This window comes from Thioclava sp. 'Guangxiensis' (assembly GCF_045348365.1).
In the GTDB taxonomy this organism is placed as follows: domain Bacteria; phylum Pseudomonadota; class Alphaproteobacteria; order Rhodobacterales; family Rhodobacteraceae; genus Thioclava; species Thioclava kandeliae.
Genome location: NZ_CP155824.1, coordinates 96,490 through 117,886, shown reverse-complemented (window position 1 = coordinate 117,886; position 21,397 = coordinate 96,490). Strand labels below are relative to the sequence as shown.

General features: G+C 63.8%; 17 protein-coding genes. 11 read left to right on the top strand and 6 right to left on the bottom strand.

Annotation, left to right across the window (positions count from 1 at the left end; translation table 11 throughout):
- The first annotated feature begins 27 nt into the window (after positions 1 to 27).
- Together ABEB22_RS17815 and ABEB22_RS17810 are read left to right on the top strand one after the other, a co-directional pair.
- Positions 28 to 3,330 (top strand): ATP-binding protein, encoded by a 3,303-nt coding sequence (locus tag ABEB22_RS17815; protein WP_349295166.1) that lies wholly within the window; start codon positions 28 to 30, stop codon positions 3,328 to 3,330.
- A complete protein-coding gene (locus ABEB22_RS17810) occupies positions 3,323 to 4,216 on the top strand; it encodes a DNA-binding response regulator (protein ID WP_349295165.1) in 894 nt (297 codons plus the stop codon). Before ABEB22_RS17815 ends, ABEB22_RS17810 begins: the two co-directional genes overlap by 8 nt.
- Positions 4,217 to 4,240: 24 nt before the next feature.
- On the opposite strand, the gene urtE is transcribed toward ABEB22_RS17810, so the two are convergent.
- The 5 genes from urtE to urtA all read right to left on the bottom strand — a co-directional run bounded on the left by urtE (position 4,241) and on the right by urtA (position 8,947).
- The gene (urtE, locus tag ABEB22_RS17805) at positions 4,241 to 4,960 is read right to left on the bottom strand and encodes an urea ABC transporter ATP-binding subunit UrtE (protein WP_339115265.1); all 720 of its coding nucleotides are present in this window, start codon (positions 4,958 to 4,960) and stop codon (positions 4,241 to 4,243) included.
- Between the two features lie 4 nt (positions 4,961 to 4,964).
- The gene (urtD, locus tag ABEB22_RS17800) at positions 4,965 to 5,735 is read right to left on the bottom strand and encodes an urea ABC transporter ATP-binding protein UrtD (protein WP_349295164.1); all 771 of its coding nucleotides are present in this window, start codon (positions 5,733 to 5,735) and stop codon (positions 4,965 to 4,967) included.
- Positions 5,732 to 6,793, bottom strand: a complete 1,062-nt coding sequence (gene urtC / locus ABEB22_RS17795; protein WP_349295163.1) for an urea ABC transporter permease subunit UrtC — start codon at positions 6,791 to 6,793, stop codon at positions 5,732 to 5,734. The genes urtD and urtC overlap by 4 nt, the downstream gene beginning before the upstream one ends.
- 1 nt (position 6,794) lies before the next feature.
- Positions 6,795 to 7,688: an urea ABC transporter permease subunit UrtB gene (urtB, locus tag ABEB22_RS17790; protein WP_349295162.1), complete on the bottom strand. Its 894-nt coding sequence runs from the start codon at positions 7,686 to 7,688 to the stop codon at positions 6,795 to 6,797.
- A gap of 62 nt (positions 7,689 to 7,750) precedes the next feature.
- On the bottom strand, positions 7,751 to 8,947 hold the full coding sequence (urtA, locus tag ABEB22_RS17785) for an urea ABC transporter substrate-binding protein (RefSeq protein WP_349295161.1): 1,197 nt from the start codon (positions 8,945 to 8,947) through the stop codon (positions 7,751 to 7,753).
- Between the two features lie 235 nt (positions 8,948 to 9,182).
- Between urtA and ABEB22_RS17780 the strand changes: the two genes are divergently transcribed.
- Entirely contained in the window at positions 9,183 to 9,767 is a 585-nt protein-coding gene (locus tag ABEB22_RS17780) for a hypothetical protein (RefSeq protein WP_349295160.1), read from the top strand.
- Between the two features lie 9 nt (positions 9,768 to 9,776).
- Here the strand turns inward: ABEB22_RS17780 and ABEB22_RS17775 are convergent, their stop codons facing one another.
- Positions 9,777 to 10,829, bottom strand: coding sequence for a LacI family DNA-binding transcriptional regulator (locus ABEB22_RS17775; RefSeq protein WP_349295159.1), 1,053 nt, complete (start codon positions 10,827 to 10,829; stop codon positions 9,777 to 9,779).
- Between the two features lie 209 nt (positions 10,830 to 11,038).
- Between ABEB22_RS17775 and iolG the strand changes: the two genes are divergently transcribed.
- From iolG to iolE, 8 genes are all read left to right on the top strand, one after another.
- Positions 11,039 to 12,058, top strand: coding sequence for an inositol 2-dehydrogenase (gene iolG, locus ABEB22_RS17770; RefSeq protein WP_339115258.1), 1,020 nt, complete (start codon positions 11,039 to 11,041; stop codon positions 12,056 to 12,058).
- A 171-nt stretch (positions 12,059 to 12,229) separates the two neighbouring features.
- Positions 12,230 to 13,147, top strand: a complete 918-nt coding sequence (locus ABEB22_RS17765; RefSeq protein WP_349295158.1) for a sugar ABC transporter substrate-binding protein — start codon at positions 12,230 to 12,232, stop codon at positions 13,145 to 13,147.
- A 152-nt stretch (positions 13,148 to 13,299) separates the two neighbouring features.
- Positions 13,300 to 14,406 carry an ABC transporter permease gene (locus ABEB22_RS17760; protein WP_349295157.1) on the top strand — a complete coding sequence of 369 codons (1,107 nt, stop codon included), beginning with the start codon at positions 13,300 to 13,302 and terminating at the stop codon, positions 14,404 to 14,406.
- 67 nt (positions 14,407 to 14,473) lie between these two features.
- Positions 14,474 to 15,232, top strand: a complete 759-nt coding sequence (locus ABEB22_RS17755) for an ATP-binding cassette domain-containing protein (RefSeq protein ID WP_406871220.1) — start codon at positions 14,474 to 14,476, stop codon at positions 15,230 to 15,232.
- Positions 15,233 to 15,295: 63 nt separating this feature from the next.
- Positions 15,296 to 16,429, top strand: coding sequence for a Gfo/Idh/MocA family oxidoreductase (locus ABEB22_RS17750; RefSeq protein ID WP_349295156.1), 1,134 nt, complete (start codon positions 15,296 to 15,298; stop codon positions 16,427 to 16,429).
- A 21-nt stretch (positions 16,430 to 16,450) separates the two neighbouring features.
- Positions 16,451 to 18,376: a 5-dehydro-2-deoxygluconokinase gene (iolC, locus tag ABEB22_RS17745; RefSeq protein ID WP_349295155.1), complete on the top strand. Its 1,926-nt coding sequence runs from the start codon at positions 16,451 to 16,453 to the stop codon at positions 18,374 to 18,376.
- A gap of 119 nt (positions 18,377 to 18,495) precedes the next feature.
- A complete protein-coding gene (gene iolD / locus ABEB22_RS17740; protein ID WP_349295086.1) occupies positions 18,496 to 20,358 on the top strand; it encodes a 3D-(3,5/4)-trihydroxycyclohexane-1,2-dione acylhydrolase (decyclizing) in 1,863 nt (620 codons plus the stop codon).
- A gap of 95 nt (positions 20,359 to 20,453) precedes the next feature.
- Positions 20,454 to 21,380: a myo-inosose-2 dehydratase gene (gene iolE / locus ABEB22_RS17735; protein WP_339115142.1), complete on the top strand. Its 927-nt coding sequence runs from the start codon at positions 20,454 to 20,456 to the stop codon at positions 21,378 to 21,380.
- Positions 21,381 to 21,397: the final 17 nt, after the last annotated feature.

Here is a 21,397-nt window from a genome sequence, read left to right as displayed (position 1 = left end):
AGACAGAGACCGGAAAGGAAGGCTTTCTTGCGGCACCAGTTCATCGCGCCCGAGCGCCGCGACTACAACCAATGGGCGGCCAACGAGACGCTGGAGGATTTCGCGCTGCGCTTCACCGCGCGCAGGGCGCGGCTGACACCGTCCCGCGTGGCCCATACCGCTGTCGGAGCACTGGCCTTTCTGGCCTGCGAGGCCATCGGCGGCTCGCTGACGCTGGCGCATGGCACACGCGATACGCTGGCAGCCATCGGCGGGTTGATCGTGCTGGCCCTGCTGATCGGTTGGCCGATTACCCGCAATGCGGCGCGCTCGGGGCTCGATATCGACCTGCTCACGCGGGGGGCAGGCTTTGGCTATATCGGCTCGACCATCACCTCTCTGGTCTATGCGTCTTTCACCTTTGTGCTCTTTGCCATCGAGGCCTCGATCATGTCGGTGGCGCTCAATCTGGCGCTCGGGGTGCCGCTCTGGCTGGGGCATCTGGTCTCGGCGCTGGTGGTGCTGCCGATTGCGGCTTTCGGGATCCGAAGGATCTCCAAAATGCAACGGCTGAGCCAGCCGGTTTGGCTGGTGTTCCAGATCGCACCGCTCCTCGTGCTTGTCATGGCAGGGCAGGGGGGAACCGCGCCCGGTGCGGGCGCATGGCTGGGCTTTGGCGGGTCTGCCTCGGGATTCGATCTGATCCAGATCGGGGCAGGGATCTCTCTGTTGCTGTCGCTCCTGCCGCAGATCGGCGAACAGGTCGACTATCTGCGCTTCCTGCCCGAACGCGATGGCTGGCGCAGGCGTCTGGCGCTGGGGCTTGCAGGGCCCGGCTGGGTGCTGATCGCGGGCGCCAAGATCGCGCTCGGCTCGTGGCTGACGGTCATGGCGATCCGCGCGGGTGTCCCGCCCGATCTGGCCGCCCAGCCTGCTGTGGCCTTCGATCTGGCCTTCCGCACCGTCTTCGGAAATCCGCTGATCGCGCTGGTTGTGATGGGGGTTTTCGTCTGTGTCGCGCAGGTAAAGATCAATGTGACCAATGCCTATGCGGGCTCTATCGCTTGGTCGAATTTCTTCTCGCGCCTTACCCATAACCATCCGGGTCGTGTGGTCTGGCTGGTCTTTAACACCGCCCTTGCGCTGATGCTCATGGAATTGGGCGTGTTCGGGGCGCTCGAGAGTATCCTCGATCTCTACGGTATTCTGGCGGTGGGCTGGCTCGGGGCCGTGGCGGGCGATCTGGCGATTGCCAAGCCGCTGGGGCTCTCACCAAAGCTGATCGAGTTCAAGCGCGCCCATCTTTACGACATCAATCCCGTAGGCTGCGGGGCAATGGCGCTGTCGGTGCTGGTCTCGATCCTGTGTCTGACGGGGCTCGCGGGCGAGATGGCGCAGGCCTTCTGTGTGCCGGTCGGGCTGCTGGTCGCGTTTCTGGCCGCGCCCTGTCTGGCCTATGCCACGGGCGGGCGGTTCTATATCGCGCGCCAGTCGCAGACGCCTGCCGATGCGGAGGGGCTGTGCCAATGCGGCATCTGCGCCAACCGCTTCGATCCCGAGGACATGGCCCAATGTCCGGCTTACGGCGTGCCGATCTGCTCGCTGTGCTGCTCGCTCGAGGGGCGCTGCCGCGATCTGTGCAAGCCCGATGCACGGCTCTCGCAGCAGATCCGCACCCTGTCGCAGCGGTTGTTGCCCGCACGTCTCTCGGCGCGCAGGCGGGCGCGGATCGGGCAGGTGGCGGGGCTGGGGCTGGTCTTCATCCTGACCATGGCGGGGCTTCTGGGAGCCGTGCGCCATCAGGTGACCCGCGATATGGAAGAGATCCCCGCACAGGCCGTGGGCACCGCCTTCTGGGTCATCTTCGTCGCGCTGGCGATCCTGTCGGGGTTGATGGCGTGGTTCTTCGTGCTGGCCCATGAGAACCGCCGGCAGGTCGAGGATGAATTCGAGCGTCAGGCCGAGGATCTGCGCCGCGAGGTCTCGGCCCGCGAGGAGGCCGAGGCCGAGGCGCGCAAGGCCCGCGAGGTGGCCGAGGCCGCAAACTTTGCCAAATCGCGGTTTCTTACGGGGCTGAGCCATGAGATCCGCTCGCCGCTCAATGCGATCTACGGCTATGCCCAGCTGATGGAGCGCGATATCTCGGCCGCGCCTTCGGCGGTGGGCGTGATCCGCCGCTCGGCCGAGCATCTGGGCGATCTGGTGGACGGGTTGCAGGATATTTCCCGTGTCGAGAGCGGCACGCTCGTGCTGGCGCGCGACCGCGTGGCGCTTCCCGAGCTACTGGACCAGCTGGCCGAGATCTTCCGTTTCCAGGCCGAGGCGAAGGGGCTCGAGTTTGTCTATGACCGCCAGGGCTGGCTGCCGCGACAGGTTCTGGTGGACCGCAAGCGGCTGCGACAGGTGCTGATCAATCTGCTCTCCAATGCGGTGAAATTCACCGAAGCCGGGCAAGTGGGGATGCGCCTGCGCTATCGCAGCCATATCCTCGAGGTCGAGGTGTTCGATACCGGCATGGGGATCGCGCCCGAGGATCTTGGCCGTATCTTCGATCCGTTCGATCGCGGCACCCGTGCCGATCTGGTGCCGGGCACGGGGCTGGGCCTCACGATCACCAAGCTTCTTGTCGAGATCATGGGCGGACAGTTGCGCGTCGAAAGTGCGCCAGCCGAGGGCACGCGCATGTTCCTGCAGCTGCTGATGTTCGAGGCATCGGGCGGACCACAGGGGCAGGCGCAGGCTATTGCGGGCTATGAGGGACCACGCAAACGGCTGTTGCTGGTCGATGACGATGCCGATCATCTGGCCCTCCTGCGCCGCATCCTTGCGCCTTTGGGCTTTCAGGTCGTGGTGGCGCAGAACGGGGCCGAGGCGTTGCGCCTTGCGCCCTCGCTGCGCCCCGATCTGGCGCTTCTCGACATCACCATGCCGGTCATGACGGGCTGGGAGCTGGCCGGAAAGTTGCGGGCGCTCTCGTCAGAGATGAGGATCGTGATGCTGTCGGGTAATGCTCATGACAGCCATGCCGAGGGCGCGGGGGTGCATGACGCTTTCCTGCCCAAACCGGTCGATCTCGATGCGGTCGTGGCCGAGATCGGGCGTCTTCTGGACCTTCGCTGGCGTGAGGCGCAACCCGCCCGCCCGCCTGCGGCGCAGGTAAAAATCCCGCGCGAGATGCTCGAACGCTTGCTGGCGGCTGCGGAGATCGGTCACCGGCGCGGGGTTCTGGATATTCTGGAGGGCCGCCCGGCCGGATCGGTGGCGCATTGGATGCAGCTGGCGCAGGGGTTCGAGCTGCCACGGCTGGCACAGGAGCTGCGGGCTCTGCTGGAGGAGATAGGCGATGAGTGAGGATATCGTCCTGATCGTGGATGACACCCCGCAGACACTGGGGCTTCTGACCGACACGCTGGAGCGTGAGGGGATGACGGTGCTGGTCGCGACCTCCGGTCAGGCGGCGCTGGACCTTTTGGCCAAGATCGCGCCGCATGTGATCTTGATGGATGCAGTGATGCCGGGTCTTGACGGGTTCACCACCACGCGGACCATCAAGCAGACACCGGGACGCGAGAATATCCCCGTCATCTTCATGACCGGACTGTCAGATACCGAACATGTGGTGGCGGGATTGGCGGCGGGCGGGGTCGATTATGTCACAAAGCCGATAAAGCTGGAGGAGCTGATCGCTCGTATCCGCGTGCATCTGTCCAATGCGCGTCTGGCCGAAGGCGCGCGGGCGGCGCTGGATGCCACGGGCCGGTCGTTGATGGCGATTGATGCGGGCGGGCGGATCTTGTGGACCACGCCACGCGCCGAGGAGCTCTTGGGTGGGCTGTTCCACGGCGGGCAGTTGATGCTGACCGATGCGTTGGTGGGGCAGCTTCTGTCACTGACCCGTCAGGCAGGAGCGAGTGCGGTGGTGCCTCTGGGCGAGGCGGAGATCGGGTTCCATTATCTCAATCCGGTGCGCGAGGGCGAATATCTGTTCCGCGTGACCGAAGACCGTCCGGGTCTACGTGAGGAGATCCTGCGCCACCGGTTTCCGCTGACCCAGCGCGAGGCGGAGGTGCTTGTCTGGGTCGCCGCAGGAAAATCCAATCAGGACATTGCCGACATTCTGGGGAATTCGGTCGCCACCGTCAAAAAGCATCTGTTGCAGATCTATGCCAAATTATCCGTTGAAAATCGGGCCACTGCCGCGGCAATGGCGGTGCAGGTGCTGGCCGAGCAGGGATAGGCCGCTCGGCCAAATTGTCACAAATCACACATTGACCAGATGCGCGACTTCGGCGGCGGTATCCTCTGCCGTGCGTCCCTGACGGACCTGCCGCCCACGTTGCAGCACGCAATACTCATCGGCAAAGGACCATGCGAAATCGAGATATTGCTCGACGATGATGATGGTCACCCCCAGCTCGCTGCGCACGCGGCGCAGGGCCTCCTCGATCTGCTGGACCACATTGGGCTGGATGCCTTCAGTGGGCTCGTCGAGCAGCAGGAGTTTCGGCTGGCCACAGAGCGCCCGACCGATCGCCAGCTGCTGTTGCTCGCCGCCCGACAGAACCCCCGCCTTACGATGGCGGATCTGGTCGAGCTTGGGGAAGAGATCGAAGATATGATCGGGGATGCCCCGGCCAATCAGCCCCTTGCCGCGCCCCGCCAGAGCCGAGAGCCCGGAGAGCAGGTTTTCCTCTACGCTCAGATGCGGGAAAACATGGCGGCCCTGCGGCACAAAGCCGATGCCCGCGCGCGAGCGCTCATGCGGTTTGGTCGAGGTGACATCCGCCCCGTCCAGAGTGATGCGGCCCCTAGTGGCTTTCTGAACGCCCATGATGGTGCGCAAAAGGGTGGTCTTGCCTACGCCATTGCGCCCGATCAGGGCGAGCGCACCGCCGCGCTCTACATCAAGGTCGATATCGAACAGCACGGGGCTCTGGCCGTAACCTGCGCCGACGCGCTCCATTTTCAACAGGCTGTCCATGGGCTTACTCCTTTGCGCGGCCAAGATAGACGGCAGCGACCTCGGCATCGGCACGCACCTCGGCGACCGAGCCCTGTTTGAGGAATTTGCCCTGATGCATCACGGTGACCTTGGCGCCAAGTTCCTCGACAAAGGCCATATCATGGTCGATGACCAGAACCGCATGATCGCCCAGAAGCGAATGGATGAGCTTGGCCGTCTTCGAGGTCTCGTTGGGCCCCATGCCGGCGGTGGGCTCGTCGAGCAGAAGCAGCTCGGCTCCCGTGGCCACCACCATCCCGATCTCGAGCCATTGCTTCTCGCCATGGGCCAGATCGCGGGCATAGGTGTCTGCCCTGTCGGTCAGGCCGATCTTCTCCAGCAGATCATCAACCTGCCGGGCCTCCTCGCGCTTGGCGCCATGGCCGAAGCCCTTCCACCAGCGGCGATCCTTGCGTGCCGAGACGAGCAGGTTGTCGCGCACGGTGAGCGAGGGCAGCACCCCCGGTGTCTGGAATTTACGGCAGATGCCACGGCGGACGATTTCGAATTCGGGCAGGTTGGTGATATTGGCGCCGTTGAAGGTCACCGTTCCCGAGGCCGATTGCACCCGCCCGATGATCGTGTCGCAGAGCGTGGATTTGCCCGCGCCATTGGGGCCGATCAGCACCCGCAGCTGGCCGCGTTCGAGCGTCATCGAGAAATTGTCGATGGCTTTGAACCCGTCGAAATCCACCGTGATACCATCGAGTTTCAGGATATAGGGATCGGGGGTCACTGGGCTATAGGCGTTCATTTCACATCCTCCACCAATTCGGCCTCGGGGGTGCGGCGGTTACGGGATTTCTCGATCAGCTCCTCGATCAGACCGGCGATACCATTGGGCAGGAACATGACCGTCAGGATGAAGACGAGGCCCAGCACATAGAGCCACGCTTCCGGCATGGCCGAGGAGATCACGTCCTTGGCAAGGTTGACCACCAGTGCGCCAAGGACTGCGCCCCAGAGGCTGTGGCGGCCGCCGACCGCGACCCAGACCACCATCTCGATCGAGGGCACCACGCCTACGAATGCGGGCGAGACCACACCGGCATGGAGCGTAAAGAGTGCCCCTGCAATCGATGCGAACATGCCTGCGAATGCGAAGGCCACGACCTTGTAGGGGGTTGTGTTATAGCCCAAGAAGCGCACGCGGTTCTCGCCATCGCGTGTGGCGCGCAAAAGCGTGCCGTAGCGCGAGCCGGTCAGCCATTTGGTAAAGGCGAAGACTACGACCAGAAGCGCCAGTGTGACGAAATAGAGGATGCGGTTGGCCTCCGGAGTGCCCAGTTGCAAGCCGAAGATCTCGGTGAAGCCGGTGAGCCCGTTATAGCCGCCTGTCGTGCTTTGCTGGCTGGTCAGCAGCGTGGCAAAGGTCAGCGCCACGGCCTGTGTGATGAGGGCGAAATAGACCCCCACGATTCGGCGGCGGAAGACGAGCCACGAGAAGAGGGCCGCGAAAGCCGTCGGGATTACGATGATGGCGGCGATGGCAAAGGCGGGGTTGGCAAAGGGTACCCACCACCAGGGAAGCTCCATCACGCCCGACCATTCCATGAAATCGGGCAGGCTGCCCGCGGGCAGCGAGGCCAGTTTCATATACATGGCGATGGAATAGCCGCCCAGTCCGAAGAATACGCCTTGTCCGAGCGTGAGGATACCGGCCTCGCCCCAGATCAGCACGATGCCGATGGCAAGGATGCCCATGGCGAGGAAACGGCCCAGCAGATTGAGGTCGTAGGAAGACACGAAGGAGGGAGCGAGAACGGCCAGTGCCAGCACGGCGATCCAGCCATAGCGGTGAATTGCAGTCATATCAGTCCTCCAGAGCGCGCGAGCGGGTGGCCACCACGCCTTGCGGGCGGAATTGCAGGAAGATGATCACGGCCAGCAGCATCAGCACTTGGCTCATCGAGACATCGAGGAAGATCTGGCTGATCGCCGAGACGAGGCCGAGGATAATGGCGGCAATCGTTGTGCCCACCATCGAGCCAAGCCCGCCCATGACCACCACGAGGAAAGCGGGGATGATATAGCTCTGGCCGACCGAGGGGGTGACGGGTCCGAGAAGCGAGAGCACCACGCCCGCAAGCCCCGCGATGCCCGTGCCGAGGCAGAAGACGGCCAGATCGACGCGGCGGACATTGATGCCCGAGGCGCTTGCCATCATGCGGTCCTGATTGACCGCGCGGACCAGAAGACCCAGCCGGGTGCGCGCGATGAGAAGTCCCAGCGCCATTAGCACCAGAACCGCCACCAGAAGGATGAAGATCCGGGTGGAGGGGAAATAGACACCTGCCAGCATGAAGCCGGTATTGAGCCAGTCGGGCGCGGTGACCCCCACTCCGATGGGGCCGAAGATCGAGCGCGCCGCCTGTTGCAGGATGAGGCTGACCCCCCATGTGGCCAGAAGCGTATCAAGCGGGCGCGCCGAGAGTTTGCGCACTACGGTCAGCTCCATGATGCCGCCCAGAAGTGCCGCGCCGAGGAAGGCCACCGGCATCGCGACGAGGATCGCCAGCGGACCCGGCACGATCAGATAGGTGAGATAGGCCAGATAGCCGCCCAGCATCAGCATCTCGCCATGCGCCATATTGATCACCCGCATCAGCCCGAAGCTGAGCGCGAGACCGAGAGCGGCGAGAACAAAGAGCGAGGCAACACTGAAACCGTTGAAGATCTGCCCGACAACAAGTGCGGTGTCCAACATGGGTTTTCTCCTTCGCGGGAAAGAAATCGGCCCCCGGTGCGATCCGGGGGCCAGTCGGGGGATCAGTTGGTTGCGCTCAGGTCGCAGGATTTGCCCGGGAAGGTGAGAGCGTCATAGGGCTCGGGGGTGATTTCACCTTCGGATTTCCAGACGATGTCGAATTTGCCGTTCTCGTCGAGCTTGCCGACATAGGCGGTCTGGGTCAGCGACTGGTTGGGCGCGAAGGCCACATCGCCCATAGGCGTTGCCACATCGAGGTCGACAGCGGCTTTGCGCACGGCATCGGTCTCGAAGCTGCCGGCCTTTTCAACGGCTGCTTTCCAGGCATAGACATCAAGATAGCCATGCAGCATCGGATCGGTGATCGCGGCATCGGCGCCATATTTCGCGCGGTAGGCCTCGACGAATTTCGCGTTCGCATCGCCCGGCAGGGTCTCGAAATAGTTCCATGCGGCATAGGAACCTGCCACCAGCGAGGTGCCCATTGCTTGCGCTTCCTGCTCGGCGATCGAGAAGCTCATGACCGGCGTATCTTCCAGCGTGATGCCCGAGGCGGCGAGCTGCTTGAAGAAGGACACGTTTGAATCGCCATTGAGCGTGTTGAGGATGATATCGGGCTTGGCCGCGCGGATCTTGGCGACCACAGCGGAGAAATCGGTGCCGCCGAGGGGCACATATTCCTCGCCCGCCATGGTCAGGCCGTCTTTCTCGATATGTTTCTTCACGATCAGGTTGGCCGTGCGCGGGAAGACGTAATCCGAACCGACGAGGAAGAAGCTCTTGTCGCCTTCGGCCTTGGCCCATTCATAGGCGGGCAGGATCTGCTGGTTGGGCTGGGCGCCCGAATACATGATATTGGCCGAGCATTCGTTACCCTCGAACTGGACCGGATACCACAGCAGGTTCCCCGTGCGCTCGAAGACCGGCAGCATCGCCTTGCGCGAGGCCGAGGTCCAGCCGCCGAAAACGGTGACGACATCGTCATTCTCGATCAGCTTGGTGGCTTTTTGCGCGAAGATCGCGGGGTCGGAGGCGCCATCCTCGACAACCGCCTTGATCTGGTGGCCCATCACGCCGCCTGCGGCATTGATCTCGTCAATCGCCATGACTTCGGCGTTTTTCACGGTGACTTCCGAGATTGCCATCGTGCCCGAGAGCGATTGCAGAACACCGACATTCACGGTGTCTTCGGCCAGCGCGCCATGGGCGGAGGCGGCGCCGAAGGCCAGAGCCGCGATGGTCAGATTGGTTTTTTTCATAGTTCATCCCCGTTGTTGATGGTGCCGCGTTATTGGAAGGGGCGGCGTGGGGAGGACGATGACGCGATCGCGCGCAAAGGCATATGCACCAAAGGGAGTATGGCGGGTTGGCGCGCAGAGTGCTTGCCGCCTGGTCTGCCCGCAAAGATGCATGGCCGGTTTGCCTTATTTGCAAGGGGAAAACCGGCGCGGACGCGCTACCTTCAAATCCGGTTAGGTTGTGAAAGGGTAATCGGTGCTGGCGGAATATATTCTCTCGAAAGTCGATGGTCTCGTGCGCAGGACCCTGCAGCCGCGTCCTTCGCGTGAGGCGCGCCGTCATGCGCCACAGGGGCCCGTGCCACAGAGCCTCGTGCCGCGGCGCGGACGGCTTGACGAAGCCGACGACCCGCTCGAGCGGGCCTGTGCCAGGGTAGTGCTGTCGATGCCCGCCGATGAACGGCGTGTGCTGGAGTTGACCTACGGTCTGACCGGCCATCTGCCCGTCAAGCCGCATCGGGCCGCCGATATGCTAGGCTGGGGGCTCGCGCAGACCATGACCATCGGCGAGGGCGCGATCTTGCGGTTGCGCAATTCGGCCAGCGGTCAGGCAGCCTTCGGCGCGCTTCTGGCGGCGCTACATTTGCGACTTCTGGACGCCGCCGAGAGGATCTACGACCTGCGGATGGAAAACGCGCCGCGTGCCGAGAGGGATATGGTCCTCAAGCGGTTCTGGTGTGAGCTGAGCCCTGTCGAGCGGCTCTGCCTGCGGGGGTTCGGCGAGGGTGAAGTGGCCGAGATGCGGGTGGCGCTGGAGGCACGCGCGGACGGCCGGATCTGAAATCGGGGCTTATGCGGTCTCGCGGGCGACCAGCTCGCCCAGAAACATCCGGCTTTGCATCGGTTCCTGCGCCTCGAGCACCTCGACGAGATAGGCGGCCATCTCGGCCAGTGGCTGGCGATAGGTGGTCAGCCGGTAATTGGCGCCTGCCGCCTGTGGCACATCGTCGAAGCCGATCACCGCGATATCCTCGGGCACGCGCAGTTTCAGGTCGTGCCGGATGGCATCAATCGCCCCCAAAGCAAGCGCGTCATTCTCGCAGACGATGACATCGGGCAAGGCCCCCGCCGCCCGTCCGCGCAGGCTCTCGCGGATCAGCGATTCGGCTTTTTGCGAATCATAGGCACCGATCCAGGCGGTTTCCGGCGTGTGCTCATGCTTCTGCACCCAATACTCCATGAAGGTTTCCTTGCGCAGAAGATGCGCCGAGAAGGTCCGCGGCCCTGCCAGATAGAAGGGCCTCCGGAAGCCTCTCTGGGTGACATATTCGGCGATGCAGCGGGTCGCGGCCTGATCATCCACCGCGATCGAGATCACGCCGTCCACCTGCGAGGTCCGTGCGAAGACGATCAGTTTGGGCTGGCGCCCACCCTGATGGACCTGATCAAGGATTTCGTCACGGAACTGGATGCCGATCAGGATCGTCGCATCGACTCGGCGCTGGCTGGCATGGCGCAAGGCCGGCGCAGTATCATCGGTATCGAGCGTGTTCACCAGCAAGATATCCCATCCGCCCTGACGCAGCGCGCGGGTCAGATGCTCCAGCATTACCAGTTTGTGGGGATTGGCAAAATCGTCGATCAGAAGCGCAACCAGATTGGAGCGCGCCGAGACGGAGCGCGCCGAGGCCAGACCTGCTGCACGCAGATCGGGGATATAGCCCAGATCGGCTGCGGCCTGCATCACCTTCTCGCGGGCCTTGGCGGAAATCGAGGCATCTTTGCGGAAGGCACGATTGACCGTCCAGCGCGAGACACCCGCTGCGCGGGCCACGTCATCGGCGGTCACATAGCTGCCGTAAGCGGTGCTGGCCTCTGGGGTCGTCGGGACGTCGTTACTCATGCTCTGGTCCTTGTTACGCGATCGGGCAGCGTGGCTGTCCGGTCACCGTTTCTATAGCGCCTCTTGGACGGCAGCTCCACTCTACAGAGTAACTGTCGGCTGGCTCATAAATTTTGCACACGAGAGCAAATTTAGCTTGCACACGCGAGCAAAGGAAGTCTTAATATCCCCATCGCGGCCTTGAGGAGGGCGGCAACAGGGAGGGATAAATGCTGAAAGTTGGGCTTTTGGGCGCCGGCCGGATCGGTCAGGTGCATGCTGTGAACATTGCCGGAAACCCGCGCTCGACGCTGGTGGCGGTCTCGGATGTCTACCGTCCGGGGGCCGAGGCGCTGGCCGAGAAATTCGGGGCCGAGGCGCGCACCACCGAGGAGATCCTCGCTGATCCGGCGATCGATGCGGTGCTGGTGGCGACCTCGACCGATACCCATTCGGATCTGATCGAGCAGGCCACGGCGGCAGGCAAGGCGGTGCTCTGCGAGAAGCCGGTCGATCTGTCACTGTCGCGGGCCAAAGCCTGTCTGGCGCAGGCATCGATGACGGGCCGTCCGGTGATGATGGGCTTCAACCGTCGCTTCGATCCGAATTTCGCGACGCTGAAGGCTTCGGTGCAGCGCGGCGAGATCGGCAAGCCCGAGCTGTTGTCGATCACCTCCTTCGATCCCGCACCGCCTCCGGTGTCCTATATCAAGGTCTCGGGCGGGCTGTTCCGCGATATGATGATCCACGATTTCGACATGGCGAATTTCCTGATGGGCGAGGCGCCGGTGACGGTGCGCGCGGTCGGCAGCTCGATCGTCGATCCCGAGATCGGCGCGGCAGGCGATGTCGATACGGCCGTGGTCACGCTGACCTATGCCGACGGGCGGATCGCCGTCATCAAAAACTCGCGCCGGGCCGTCTATGGCTATGACCAGCGGGTCGAACTGCTGGGCTCCGAAGGGCTGTTGCAGGCGCAGAACATGCTGGAGAACACCGTGGTGCGGTCGACGACCCAGGGTGTGATGAGTGCCAAGCCCACCTATTTCTTCCTCGAGCGGTATATGCCCGCCTATGCGGCGGAATGGGAGGCCTTCGTGGCAGCCCTTGTGGATGGCGCGGCCCTGCCGACCTCGCTCGAGGACGGGATTGCCGCTTTGGCGATGGCGGAAGCGGCCACGGAATCGGCCAAAACCGGACAGGCTGTCTCGCTCGATCTGCATGAGGAGCTTTACCAGCGCGCGGTCTGACGTGCTGGTCCAGACACCCCCGCGGGGGCCGTGCCGGAAGAGGAGCCGGCAGGGACCACCCCTCGCAGGGTAAGTGGGGGCCGTAAAAGGCCCGACCGGCCAAGGGCCGGATAATCGGCGCAAAGGGCGACAGGGACGCCCGCGCCAAGACCTTTTTGGGAGGAGAGACCAATGAAAACCCTTTTTGCCACAGCAGCTGTGACCGCGATGATGGCTGGATCGGCGATGGCGCAAGAGATCATCGTCGTGACCCATGGTCAGGCCAGTGACCCGTTCTGGTCGGTCGTGAAAAACGGTGCCGCCGAGGCGGCAAAGGATACCGGCGCGACCGTCGATGTCCGCTCGCCCGAGACTTTCGATATGGTCCAGATGAGCCAGTTGATCGATGCTGCCGTGAACCAGGAGCCCGACGGGCTCGTCGTGAGCATTCCCGATGCCGACGCGCTCGGGCCATCGATCCAGCGCGCCGTCGATGCCGGTATTCCGGTGATCTCGATGAATTCGGGGGGCGATGTATCCAAGGAACTGGGCGCGATGCTGCATGTGGGCCAGTCCGAATATGATGCGGGCAAGGCCGCAGGGGTCAAACTCGCCGAGATGGGCGGCACCAAAGGCATCTGTGTGAACCAGGAAGTGGGCAACGTCTCGCTCGACCAGCGTTGCGCGGGCTTTGCGGAAGGGTTCGGCAATTCGGTCGAGGTCATCCCGACCATGACCGATCCGGCCGAGGTGGAATCCAAGGTCCGTGCGGCGCTTGAATCCGATCCGGATGTGAACACGGTTCTGGGCCTGTCGGCGCCGATCGTGGGCGAGCCCTCGGTCAAGGCGGTGAAGGCGATCGGGCGCGATGACGTGCTGGTGGCGACCTTCGATATGTCGTCCTCCTTCCTGCAATCGGTTGTTGATGGCGATGCGGCCTTCGCGATCGACCAGCAGCAGTTCCTTCAAGGCTATCTGCCGGTGGCCTTCCTGGCGCTCAATGCTAAATACGGGCTGATGCCTGCAGGCGATGTGCCCTCGGGTCCGAACCTGATCACGCAGGACAAGGCCGAGCAGGTCATCGACCTCGCGGCCAAAGGTATTCGCTAAGTCAACGGGATGTCCGGAGCACCCGCTCCGGGCATCCGCCGCGCCGTATTACGGGCGCATGTCATGTGACGCATGACACTTCCGGCCCGAGGGCCGGGCTGCTGGGGAAGAGCAGCCAATTTTCCAAGACGGATCGCATGAGGGAGGGAATCATGCCAACGGACGCCACCATCGAGGCGGACGAACGGATCAAATCCGAGTCGTTTGCCACTAAACTTATGAAACGACCGGAGCTGGGAGCGATCGGAGGGTTGATCCTCGTCACTCTGTTCTTCTTGTTCACCGCCGACAGCACGATGTTCACCCTGTCCGGCATCATGAATTTCCTGACGCCTTCGGCACAGCTGGGTATTCTGGGCATTGCCGCCGCCATGCTGATGATCGGTGGCGAGTTCGACCTGTCCATTGGCTCCATGGTAGCCTTCGCAGGCATGGTCTTCGGTGTGTTCACCGTCAATCTCGGCCTGCCGCTGATCTTTTCGATCCCGTTGACCATGGTCTTTGCCGCGGCGATCGGGGCGGCCAATGGTGCCATCGTCATCCGCACGGGGTTGCCCTCCTTCATCGTTACGCTGGCGGGTCTGTTCATCCTGCGCGGCCTGTCTCTGGTCGGGCTGAAGCTCTTCACCGGCGGTTCGACCCAGCTGCGCGGTGTGCGTGAGGCCGTCGAGGGGGATTTCCTGACCCCGTTCTTCTCGGGCGATGCGTTTACCGGCCTGTTCGCATGGATGGCCAAAGCGGGCATCATCGACAGTTTCAAATCGGGCGCGCCCAAAGTGCCGGGGGTGCCGGTCGAAGTGCTGTGGTTCATAGGTTTCGCACTGGTCGCCACCTATATCCTGCTACGCACGCCGGTGGGGAACTGGATCTTCGCCACCGGCGGGGACAGCAATGCCGCGCAGAATTCGGGTGTGCCGGTGAAGCGCGTCAAAATCTCGCTCTTCATGCTGACGGCCATTGCCGCGAGCCTTGTGGCCATCATCACCGTGATCGATGCGGGCTCCACCGACGCGCGCCGTGGCTTCCAGAAGGAATTCGAGGCGATCATCGCGGCCGTGATTGGCGGGTGCCTTCTGACTGGCGGTTACGGCTCGGCCATCGGGGCCTTCTTCGGGGCGATCATCTTCGGCATGGTCACCATCGGCCTGACCTACACCAATTTCGATCAGGACTGGTTCCAGGTCTTCCTGGGCGGCATGCTGCTGATTGCCGTGGTCTTCAACAATGTGGTGCGCAAACGCGTGACGGGGGAGCGTTGAGATGACCCTTCAGGATAGCAAATTCCATCACGGCTCGGTCGCCGGTGCGCAGGCCCCGATCATCGAGATGAAAGAGATCACCAAGCATTTCGGTAATGTCATCGCGCTCAACGGGGTGACTTTCAATGTGAAACCCGGTGAATGCCATTGCCTGCTTGGCGATAACGGCGCGGGTAAATCGACCTTCATCAAGACCATGTCGGGCGTGCACAAGCCCACCTCCGGCACGATCACCTTCGAGGACAGGCCGCTGTCCTTCTCCAGCCCGCGCGATGCGATGGAGGCGGGGATTGCCACCGTGTTCCAGGATCTGGCGATGATCCCGCTGATGTCGGTCACCCGCAACTTCTTCATGGGGCGCGAGCCCACTAAGGGCAGGGGCCTGACCAAGCGTCTCGATATCGAGCGTGCCAACGAGATCACCATGGAAGAGATGCGCAAGATGGGCATCAACCTGCGCGCGCCCGATCAGGCGGTGGGCACGCTTTCGGGCGGCGAACGCCAGACGGTGGCCATTGCCCGCGCGGTGTTCTTCGGCGCGAAGGTGCTGATCCTTGACGAGCCCACCTCGGCGCTGGGGGTGCGCCAGACCTCCAACGTGCTCGCGACCATCGACCGCGTCCGCGATCAGGGGGTGGGGGTCGTCTTCATCTCGCATAACGTGCGCCATGCGATGGCAGTGGGCGACCGCTTCACCGTGCTCAACCGTGGCCAGACCCTTGGAACGGCAGCGCGGGGCGAGATCACCTCGTCCGAACTGCAGGACCTCATGGCTGGCGGTCAGGAACTGGCCGACCTCGAAGGGTCGCTCGGCGGCACGATCTGACGCAAATTCCGGGCGGTAGCGCCCGGAAGCCTTGCAGGTTTTCCGATAGCTATGGAGTTTGCCATGACGGGCACTCTTTCGCAAAAGCCACTCGGGGTAGCCCTGATCGGCACTGGCTTCATGGGCAAATGCCATGCGATGGCATGGAATAACGTCGCAACGGTTTTCGGCGGAGCGCGGCCCCGTCTGGAGCTGCTCTGCGATGCCGACCCCGATGCGGCCGCGCGTCTTGCGCCCCAATGGGGGTTTGCCCGCGCGACAAGCGACTGGCGCGAGGTGATGGCCGACCCGCGGGTCGATGTGGTCTCCATCACTGTGCCCAACGGTCTGCATTACCCTATGGCCATGGCCGCACTTGCGGCAGGCAAGCATATCTGGCTCGAAAAGCCGATGGCGCTGACGTTGCAAGATGCCCGCGCCATGGCCGAGATGGCCGCAGCCCATCCGCAGCAGGTCACCATTCTGGGCTATAACTACCTGCGCTCGCCCGCAGTCCAGGCAATCCGCGCGCTGGTCGATGCGGGGGCGCTGGGGCAGCTGCATACGTTCCGCGGTGTCTATGACGAGGATTATGCCGCCGATCCCGATCTGCCATGGTCGTGGCGCCATACCTTGCAGGGCGGGGGCTTGGGCGTTTTGGGCGATCTTGGCTGCCATCTCGTCTCGCTCATGGTGGCTCTGATGGGGTCGGTCGCGGGGCTGTCTGCCCGGACCCATATCGCCATTGCCGAACGTCCTTCGCCCGAGGGGATGAAAGCGGTCGAAAACGAAGATAGCGCGATGGCGGTTCTGCGTTTCGCCTCGGGCGCACAGGGGAGCTTTGCCACCTCGCGGGTCGCGCGCGGGCGTAAATGCCATCTGTCGTTCGAGATCCACGGCAGCCTCGGGGCCTTGCGCTTCGATCAGGAGCATATGAATGAATTCTGGCTGCACAGGCAGGGCGAGGCAGGGTTTGTCCGCCACCTCACCGGCCCCGAACAGCCCGATTTCGCGGCATTCTGTCCCGCGCCCGGCTATAATTTCGGCTTCAACGAGCAGAAGGTTATCGAGGCGCGCGATCTGGTGGCGTGCATCGGGGGGGCGTCCGCATGCGGCCCCGATTTCGCGCAGGGTCTTGTGATCGAGGAAATCATTCACGCTATGGCCCGCTCGAACGGCACATGGCGCGACATTCAGGAGGCCCGCAGCCTTTCATAAGCGGGCGCGAGGGAGGAAGACATGAAACCATTGGATGTAATTACGATTGGTCGCGCTGGCGTTGACCTTTACGGCTCTCAGGTTGGGGGTCGTCTGGAGGATATGGGGTCATTTGAGAAATATATTGGCGGGTCTCCGACGAATATCGCCTGCGGGACGGCGCGTCTTGGGTTGAACTCGGGTCTGATCACGCGGGTTGGCGACGAGCATATGGGTCGGTTCATCCGCGAGGAGTTGGTGCGTCACGGGGTGAATGTCGAGGGTGTGACCACCGATCCCGAGCGTCTGACGGCGCTGGTGATTTTGGGGATCCGCGACGAGGAGCAATTCCCGCTGATCTTCTACCGCGAGAACTGCGCGGATATGGCGCTGTGCGAGGATGACATCTCGGAAGATCTGATCGGGCGCACGCGCTCGGTCGTGGCGACCGGCACGCATCTGTCGAACCCCAAGACGGAAGCGGCGACGCTGAAAGCGCTGGCGCTGGCGCGCAAACATGGTGCGCAGACGGCGCTCGATATCGATTACCGCCCCAATCTCTGGGGGGTTGCGGGCCATGGCGATGGCGAGAGCCGCTTTGTGGAAAGCGCCGAGGTGACGGCCAAGCTGCAGAAGTCCTTGCATTATTTCGACCTGATCGTGGGCACCGAGGAAGAGTTCCATATTGCGGGCGGCACGACGGATACGATCGCGGCGCTCAAGGCGGTGCGGGCGGTGTCGAATGCGACGCTGATCTGCAAACGCGGGGCGGCGGGGGCTGCGGCCTTTGAAGGCGCGATCCCCGAGAGCCTCGACGAGGGCCAGACGGGCCCGGGCTTCCCGATCGAGGTGTTCAATGTGCTGGGCGCGGGCGACGGGTTCTTCTCCGGCCTCCTGAAGGGCTGGCTCGATGGGGAAAGCTGGCCGAAGGCGCTCGAATATGCCAATGCCTGCGGGGCGTTTGCGGTCTCGCGCCATGGCTGCACGCCGGCCTATCCCTCGCTCGAGGAGCTGGAGTTCTTCCTGAGCCGCGGCGTGATCCAGCCCGATCTGCGCAATGATGCCGAGCTCGAGCAGATCCACTGGGCAACCAACCGCCATCGCAGCCATGGCGGCGACTTCTCCGAGATGCGGGTGTTCGCCTTCGATCACCGGATGCAGCTCGAGGAGATGGAGGGCTATACGCTGAAAAAAGGCGGGGCCTTCAAGGAGCTGTGCCTCGAGGCCGCACTCAAGGTGCAGGATGGCCGTCCGGGCTATGGGATCCTGTGCGACAACCGCATCGGGCGCCATGCGCTGCATGCGGCCTCGGGCACGGGCCTGTGGATCGGGCGTCCCTGCGAATGGCCTGGTTCCCGTCCGCTGACGCTGGAGCCGGAACTGGGCGATGATTGCGGCGGCCTGAAGGAATGGGCGCGCGAGAATGTGGTGAAGGTTCTGGTGTTCTGCCATCCCGATGATGATGCGCAGACCTGGGCCAGGCAGCTCGACAGCGTCAAGAAACTCTACGCGGCCTCGCGCCGCAACAATCTCGAGTTCCTCCTCGAGATCATCCCCTCCAAGGTGGCTGCGGTGACCGATGACACCACGGCTATCCTGATCCGGCGGTTCTATGCGGAAGGGATCTATCCCGACTGGTGGAAGCTGGAGCCGATGGCATCGCAGACCGGATGGGCCAAGGCCTGCGATGCCATCGAGGAGCATGACCGCCACACCCGCGGGATCGTGGTTCTGGGGCTGGATGCGCCGGAGGCGGAACTGGCGGCAAGCTTCGAGGTGGCCGCAGGCTTCCCGCTGGTGAAAGGCTTTGCCGTGGGCCGGACGATCTTCGGGTCGGTGGCGCGCGACTGGCTGGCGGGGCGGATGGATGACGAGGAGGCGGTTGCCGAGATGGCCACGCGCTACACCCGTCTGGCCGGGATCTGGGACAAGGCCCGCGCGGCAGCGACCTCTGTGGCTGCCGAATAATCGAAAGGACCGGCGCGCCCCATCGGGGGCGCAGCCCGCGATGCGCGCCCGCAGGTGGCTCGATGCCGCCAAGGGCGCGGCCCCCCACAGGGCGGGGCGTATAACAAAGGAAGAAGAGTATGGGCACGATCCGCATGACGGCCGCACAGGCCATGGTAAAATGGCTGAGCGTTCAGCTGACGCCCGAGGGCGAACGGTATATCGAGGGGATCTGGGCGATCTTCGGCCATGGCAATGTGGCGGGTCTGGGTCAGGCGCTCGAGGAGATCGGCGAGGCCTTCCCGACCTGGCGCGGGCAGAACGAGCAGACCATGGCGCATGCGGGTCTGGCCTATACCAAGGGCATGGGCCGCACCCGCGCGCATGCGGTGACCTCCTCGATCGGGCCGGGCTCGACGAACCTCGTGACGGCGGCGGCGCTGGCGCATGTGAACCGTCTGCCGATCCTTCTGATCCCGGGCGATGTCTTCGCCAATCGCCGCCCCGATCCGGTGCTGCAGCAGGTCGAAGGCTTCGAGGATGGCACGATCTCGGCCAATGACTGCCTGCGCCCCGTCTCGCGCTATTATGACCGGATCACGCGGCCCGAGCATCTCCTGACGGCGCTGCCCCGCGCATTGGCCACGATGACCGATCCTGCCTCGGCAGGCCCTGTCACGCTGGCCTTCTGTCAGGATGTGCAATCGGAAGCCTTCGATTACCCCGAAGCGTTCTTCACCCCCCGCACCTGGCATATCCGCCGCCCCGCGCCCGATGCGCGCGAGCTCGATCATGCCATCGCGATGATCCGCGCGGCCAAGGCCCCTGTGATCGTGGCCGGCGGCGGGGTGATCTATTCGCAGGCCGAGGCCACGCTGGCCGGGTTCGCCAGCCGCCACAACATCCCCGTGGTCGAGACGCAGGCGGGCAAATCGGCGCTCTCGCAATTCCACCCGATGAACTTCGGGGCGAGCGGCGTCGACGGCTCGGCGGCGGCCAATGCCGCAAGCCAGCGCGCCGATCTGGTGATCGGTGTGGGCACGCGCCTGCAGGACTTCACCACCGGCTCGCGCACGCTCTTTGCGAACCCGCAAGCGAAACTCCTCTCGATCAACGTCGCCGCTTATGATGCCATGAAGCACGGCGCCGAGCCCCTGATGGCCGATGCGAAAGTGGCGCTCGAAGCGCTGACCGAAGGCCTCGGCGCCTACCGCGCCGAGGATGCCGATCAGGCCGCCCGCGAGGATTGGCTGAAGGCCGTGACCCATCACTGCCGCGACCGCTCGGAGGAGCGGGGCGCGGGCGAGCTGCCGCTCGATGCGGAAGTCATCGGCGCGGTGCAGCGCGCGGCCCCCGAGGCCGTTGTGATGTGTGCCGCAGGCACCATGCCGGGCGCGCTGAAGCTCCTCTGGCAGCCCACTCAAGGCGGCTATCACATGGAATACGGCTATAGCTGCATGGGCTACGAGGTCGCAGGCGGCATGGGGCTGAAGCTCGCGAACCCCGACCGCGAGGTGATCTGCTTCGTGGGCGATGGCTCCTATATGCTGGCCAATTCCGAGCTGGCCACTGCCGTCATGCGCCGCATCCCCTTCACCGTGGTGCTGACCGATAATGCGGGCTATGGCTGCATCAACCGGCTGCAGACGCTGGGCTGTGGCGGCAACCCGTTCAACAACATGTATGTGAACTGCAATATCGAGGCGCAGCCGCAGATCGATTATGTGATGCATGCGGCCTCGATGGGCGCGCATGCGGTGAAGGCACGCGATATCAAGGATCTGGAAGCGCAACTGGCGGCCGCCCGCACGCGCGATATCCCCACCGTCATCGTGATCGACACCACCGCGAAAGACTTCCCCGGCACCGGCATCGAGACCACGGCAGGCCACGCCGGCCACTTCTGGGACGTCGCCGTCCCCGCAACAGGCCACGCCCCGAACCGCCCCGCAGCCTACCAACGCTACCTCGAAAATACCGCCAAACAACGGCTCGTGAACTAACCACCGGCGCGGCAGGCGGACCCTATGGGGACGCCTGCGCCGCGCGAGGGGGTTCGATGCCCCCGAGCGCGGCCCCTACCCATAAGGAGATCCCCATGATCAAATTCGGCACCAACCCCATCGCCTGGGCCAATGACGACGACCAGTCCATCGGCGCGGATATCCCCACCGCGCGCATCCTCGAGGAGGCGGGCCGCCTCATCGGCTTCGACGGTATCGAGAACGGCCACCGCTGGCCACAGGACGACGCGGAGGCCCTGCGCGCCCTGCTGGCCGGATATGGCCTCGCCTTCATCTCCGGCTGGTATTCGACCGAACTCCTGACCCGCTCGGTCGAGGCGGAGATCGAGGCCGTCCAGCCCCATCTGGCCAAGCTCAAACATAATGGCTGCAAGGTCTGCATCGTCTGCGAATGCTCCAACACCGTCCATGGGCGCCCCGATGTGCCGGTCAATGACCGCCCCAAACTCAGCGCCGCCGAGATGAGCGCGTTCGGCGCCAAGATGGAAGCCTTCGCCGCCTATCTCGCAACCCAGGGCATCCGGCTTGCCTATCACCACCATATGGGGACCGTGGTCGAGAGCCCCGCCGAGATCGACGCCTTCATGGCCGCGACGGGCCCCGCCACGCATCTTCTCTTCGATGCGGGCCATTGCACCTTCGGCGGCGGCAATCCCGAGGAAGTGCTTGCCCGCCATATCACGCGCGTCGCCCATTTCCACGCCAAGAATATCCGCCCCGAGATCACCGCGAAGGTCCGTGCCGAGAACCTGTCCTTCCTGCAGGGCGTGCTGGCCGGCGCCTTCACCGTGCCCGGCGATCAGGAGGGTGCCGTCGACTTCACGCCGCTTCTCACGATCCTCGCGCAGAACGGCTATGACGGATGGATCGTCATCGAGGCAGAGCAGGACCCCCATATCCGAAACCCGCTCCTCTACCAGACCCTCGGCCTCCACACCCTCAAACGCATCGCAAACGAGGTCGGCCTGACAAACACCCAAAAACAACCGGTCGAGGCCTGAGGGCCGTAGACTTCAGG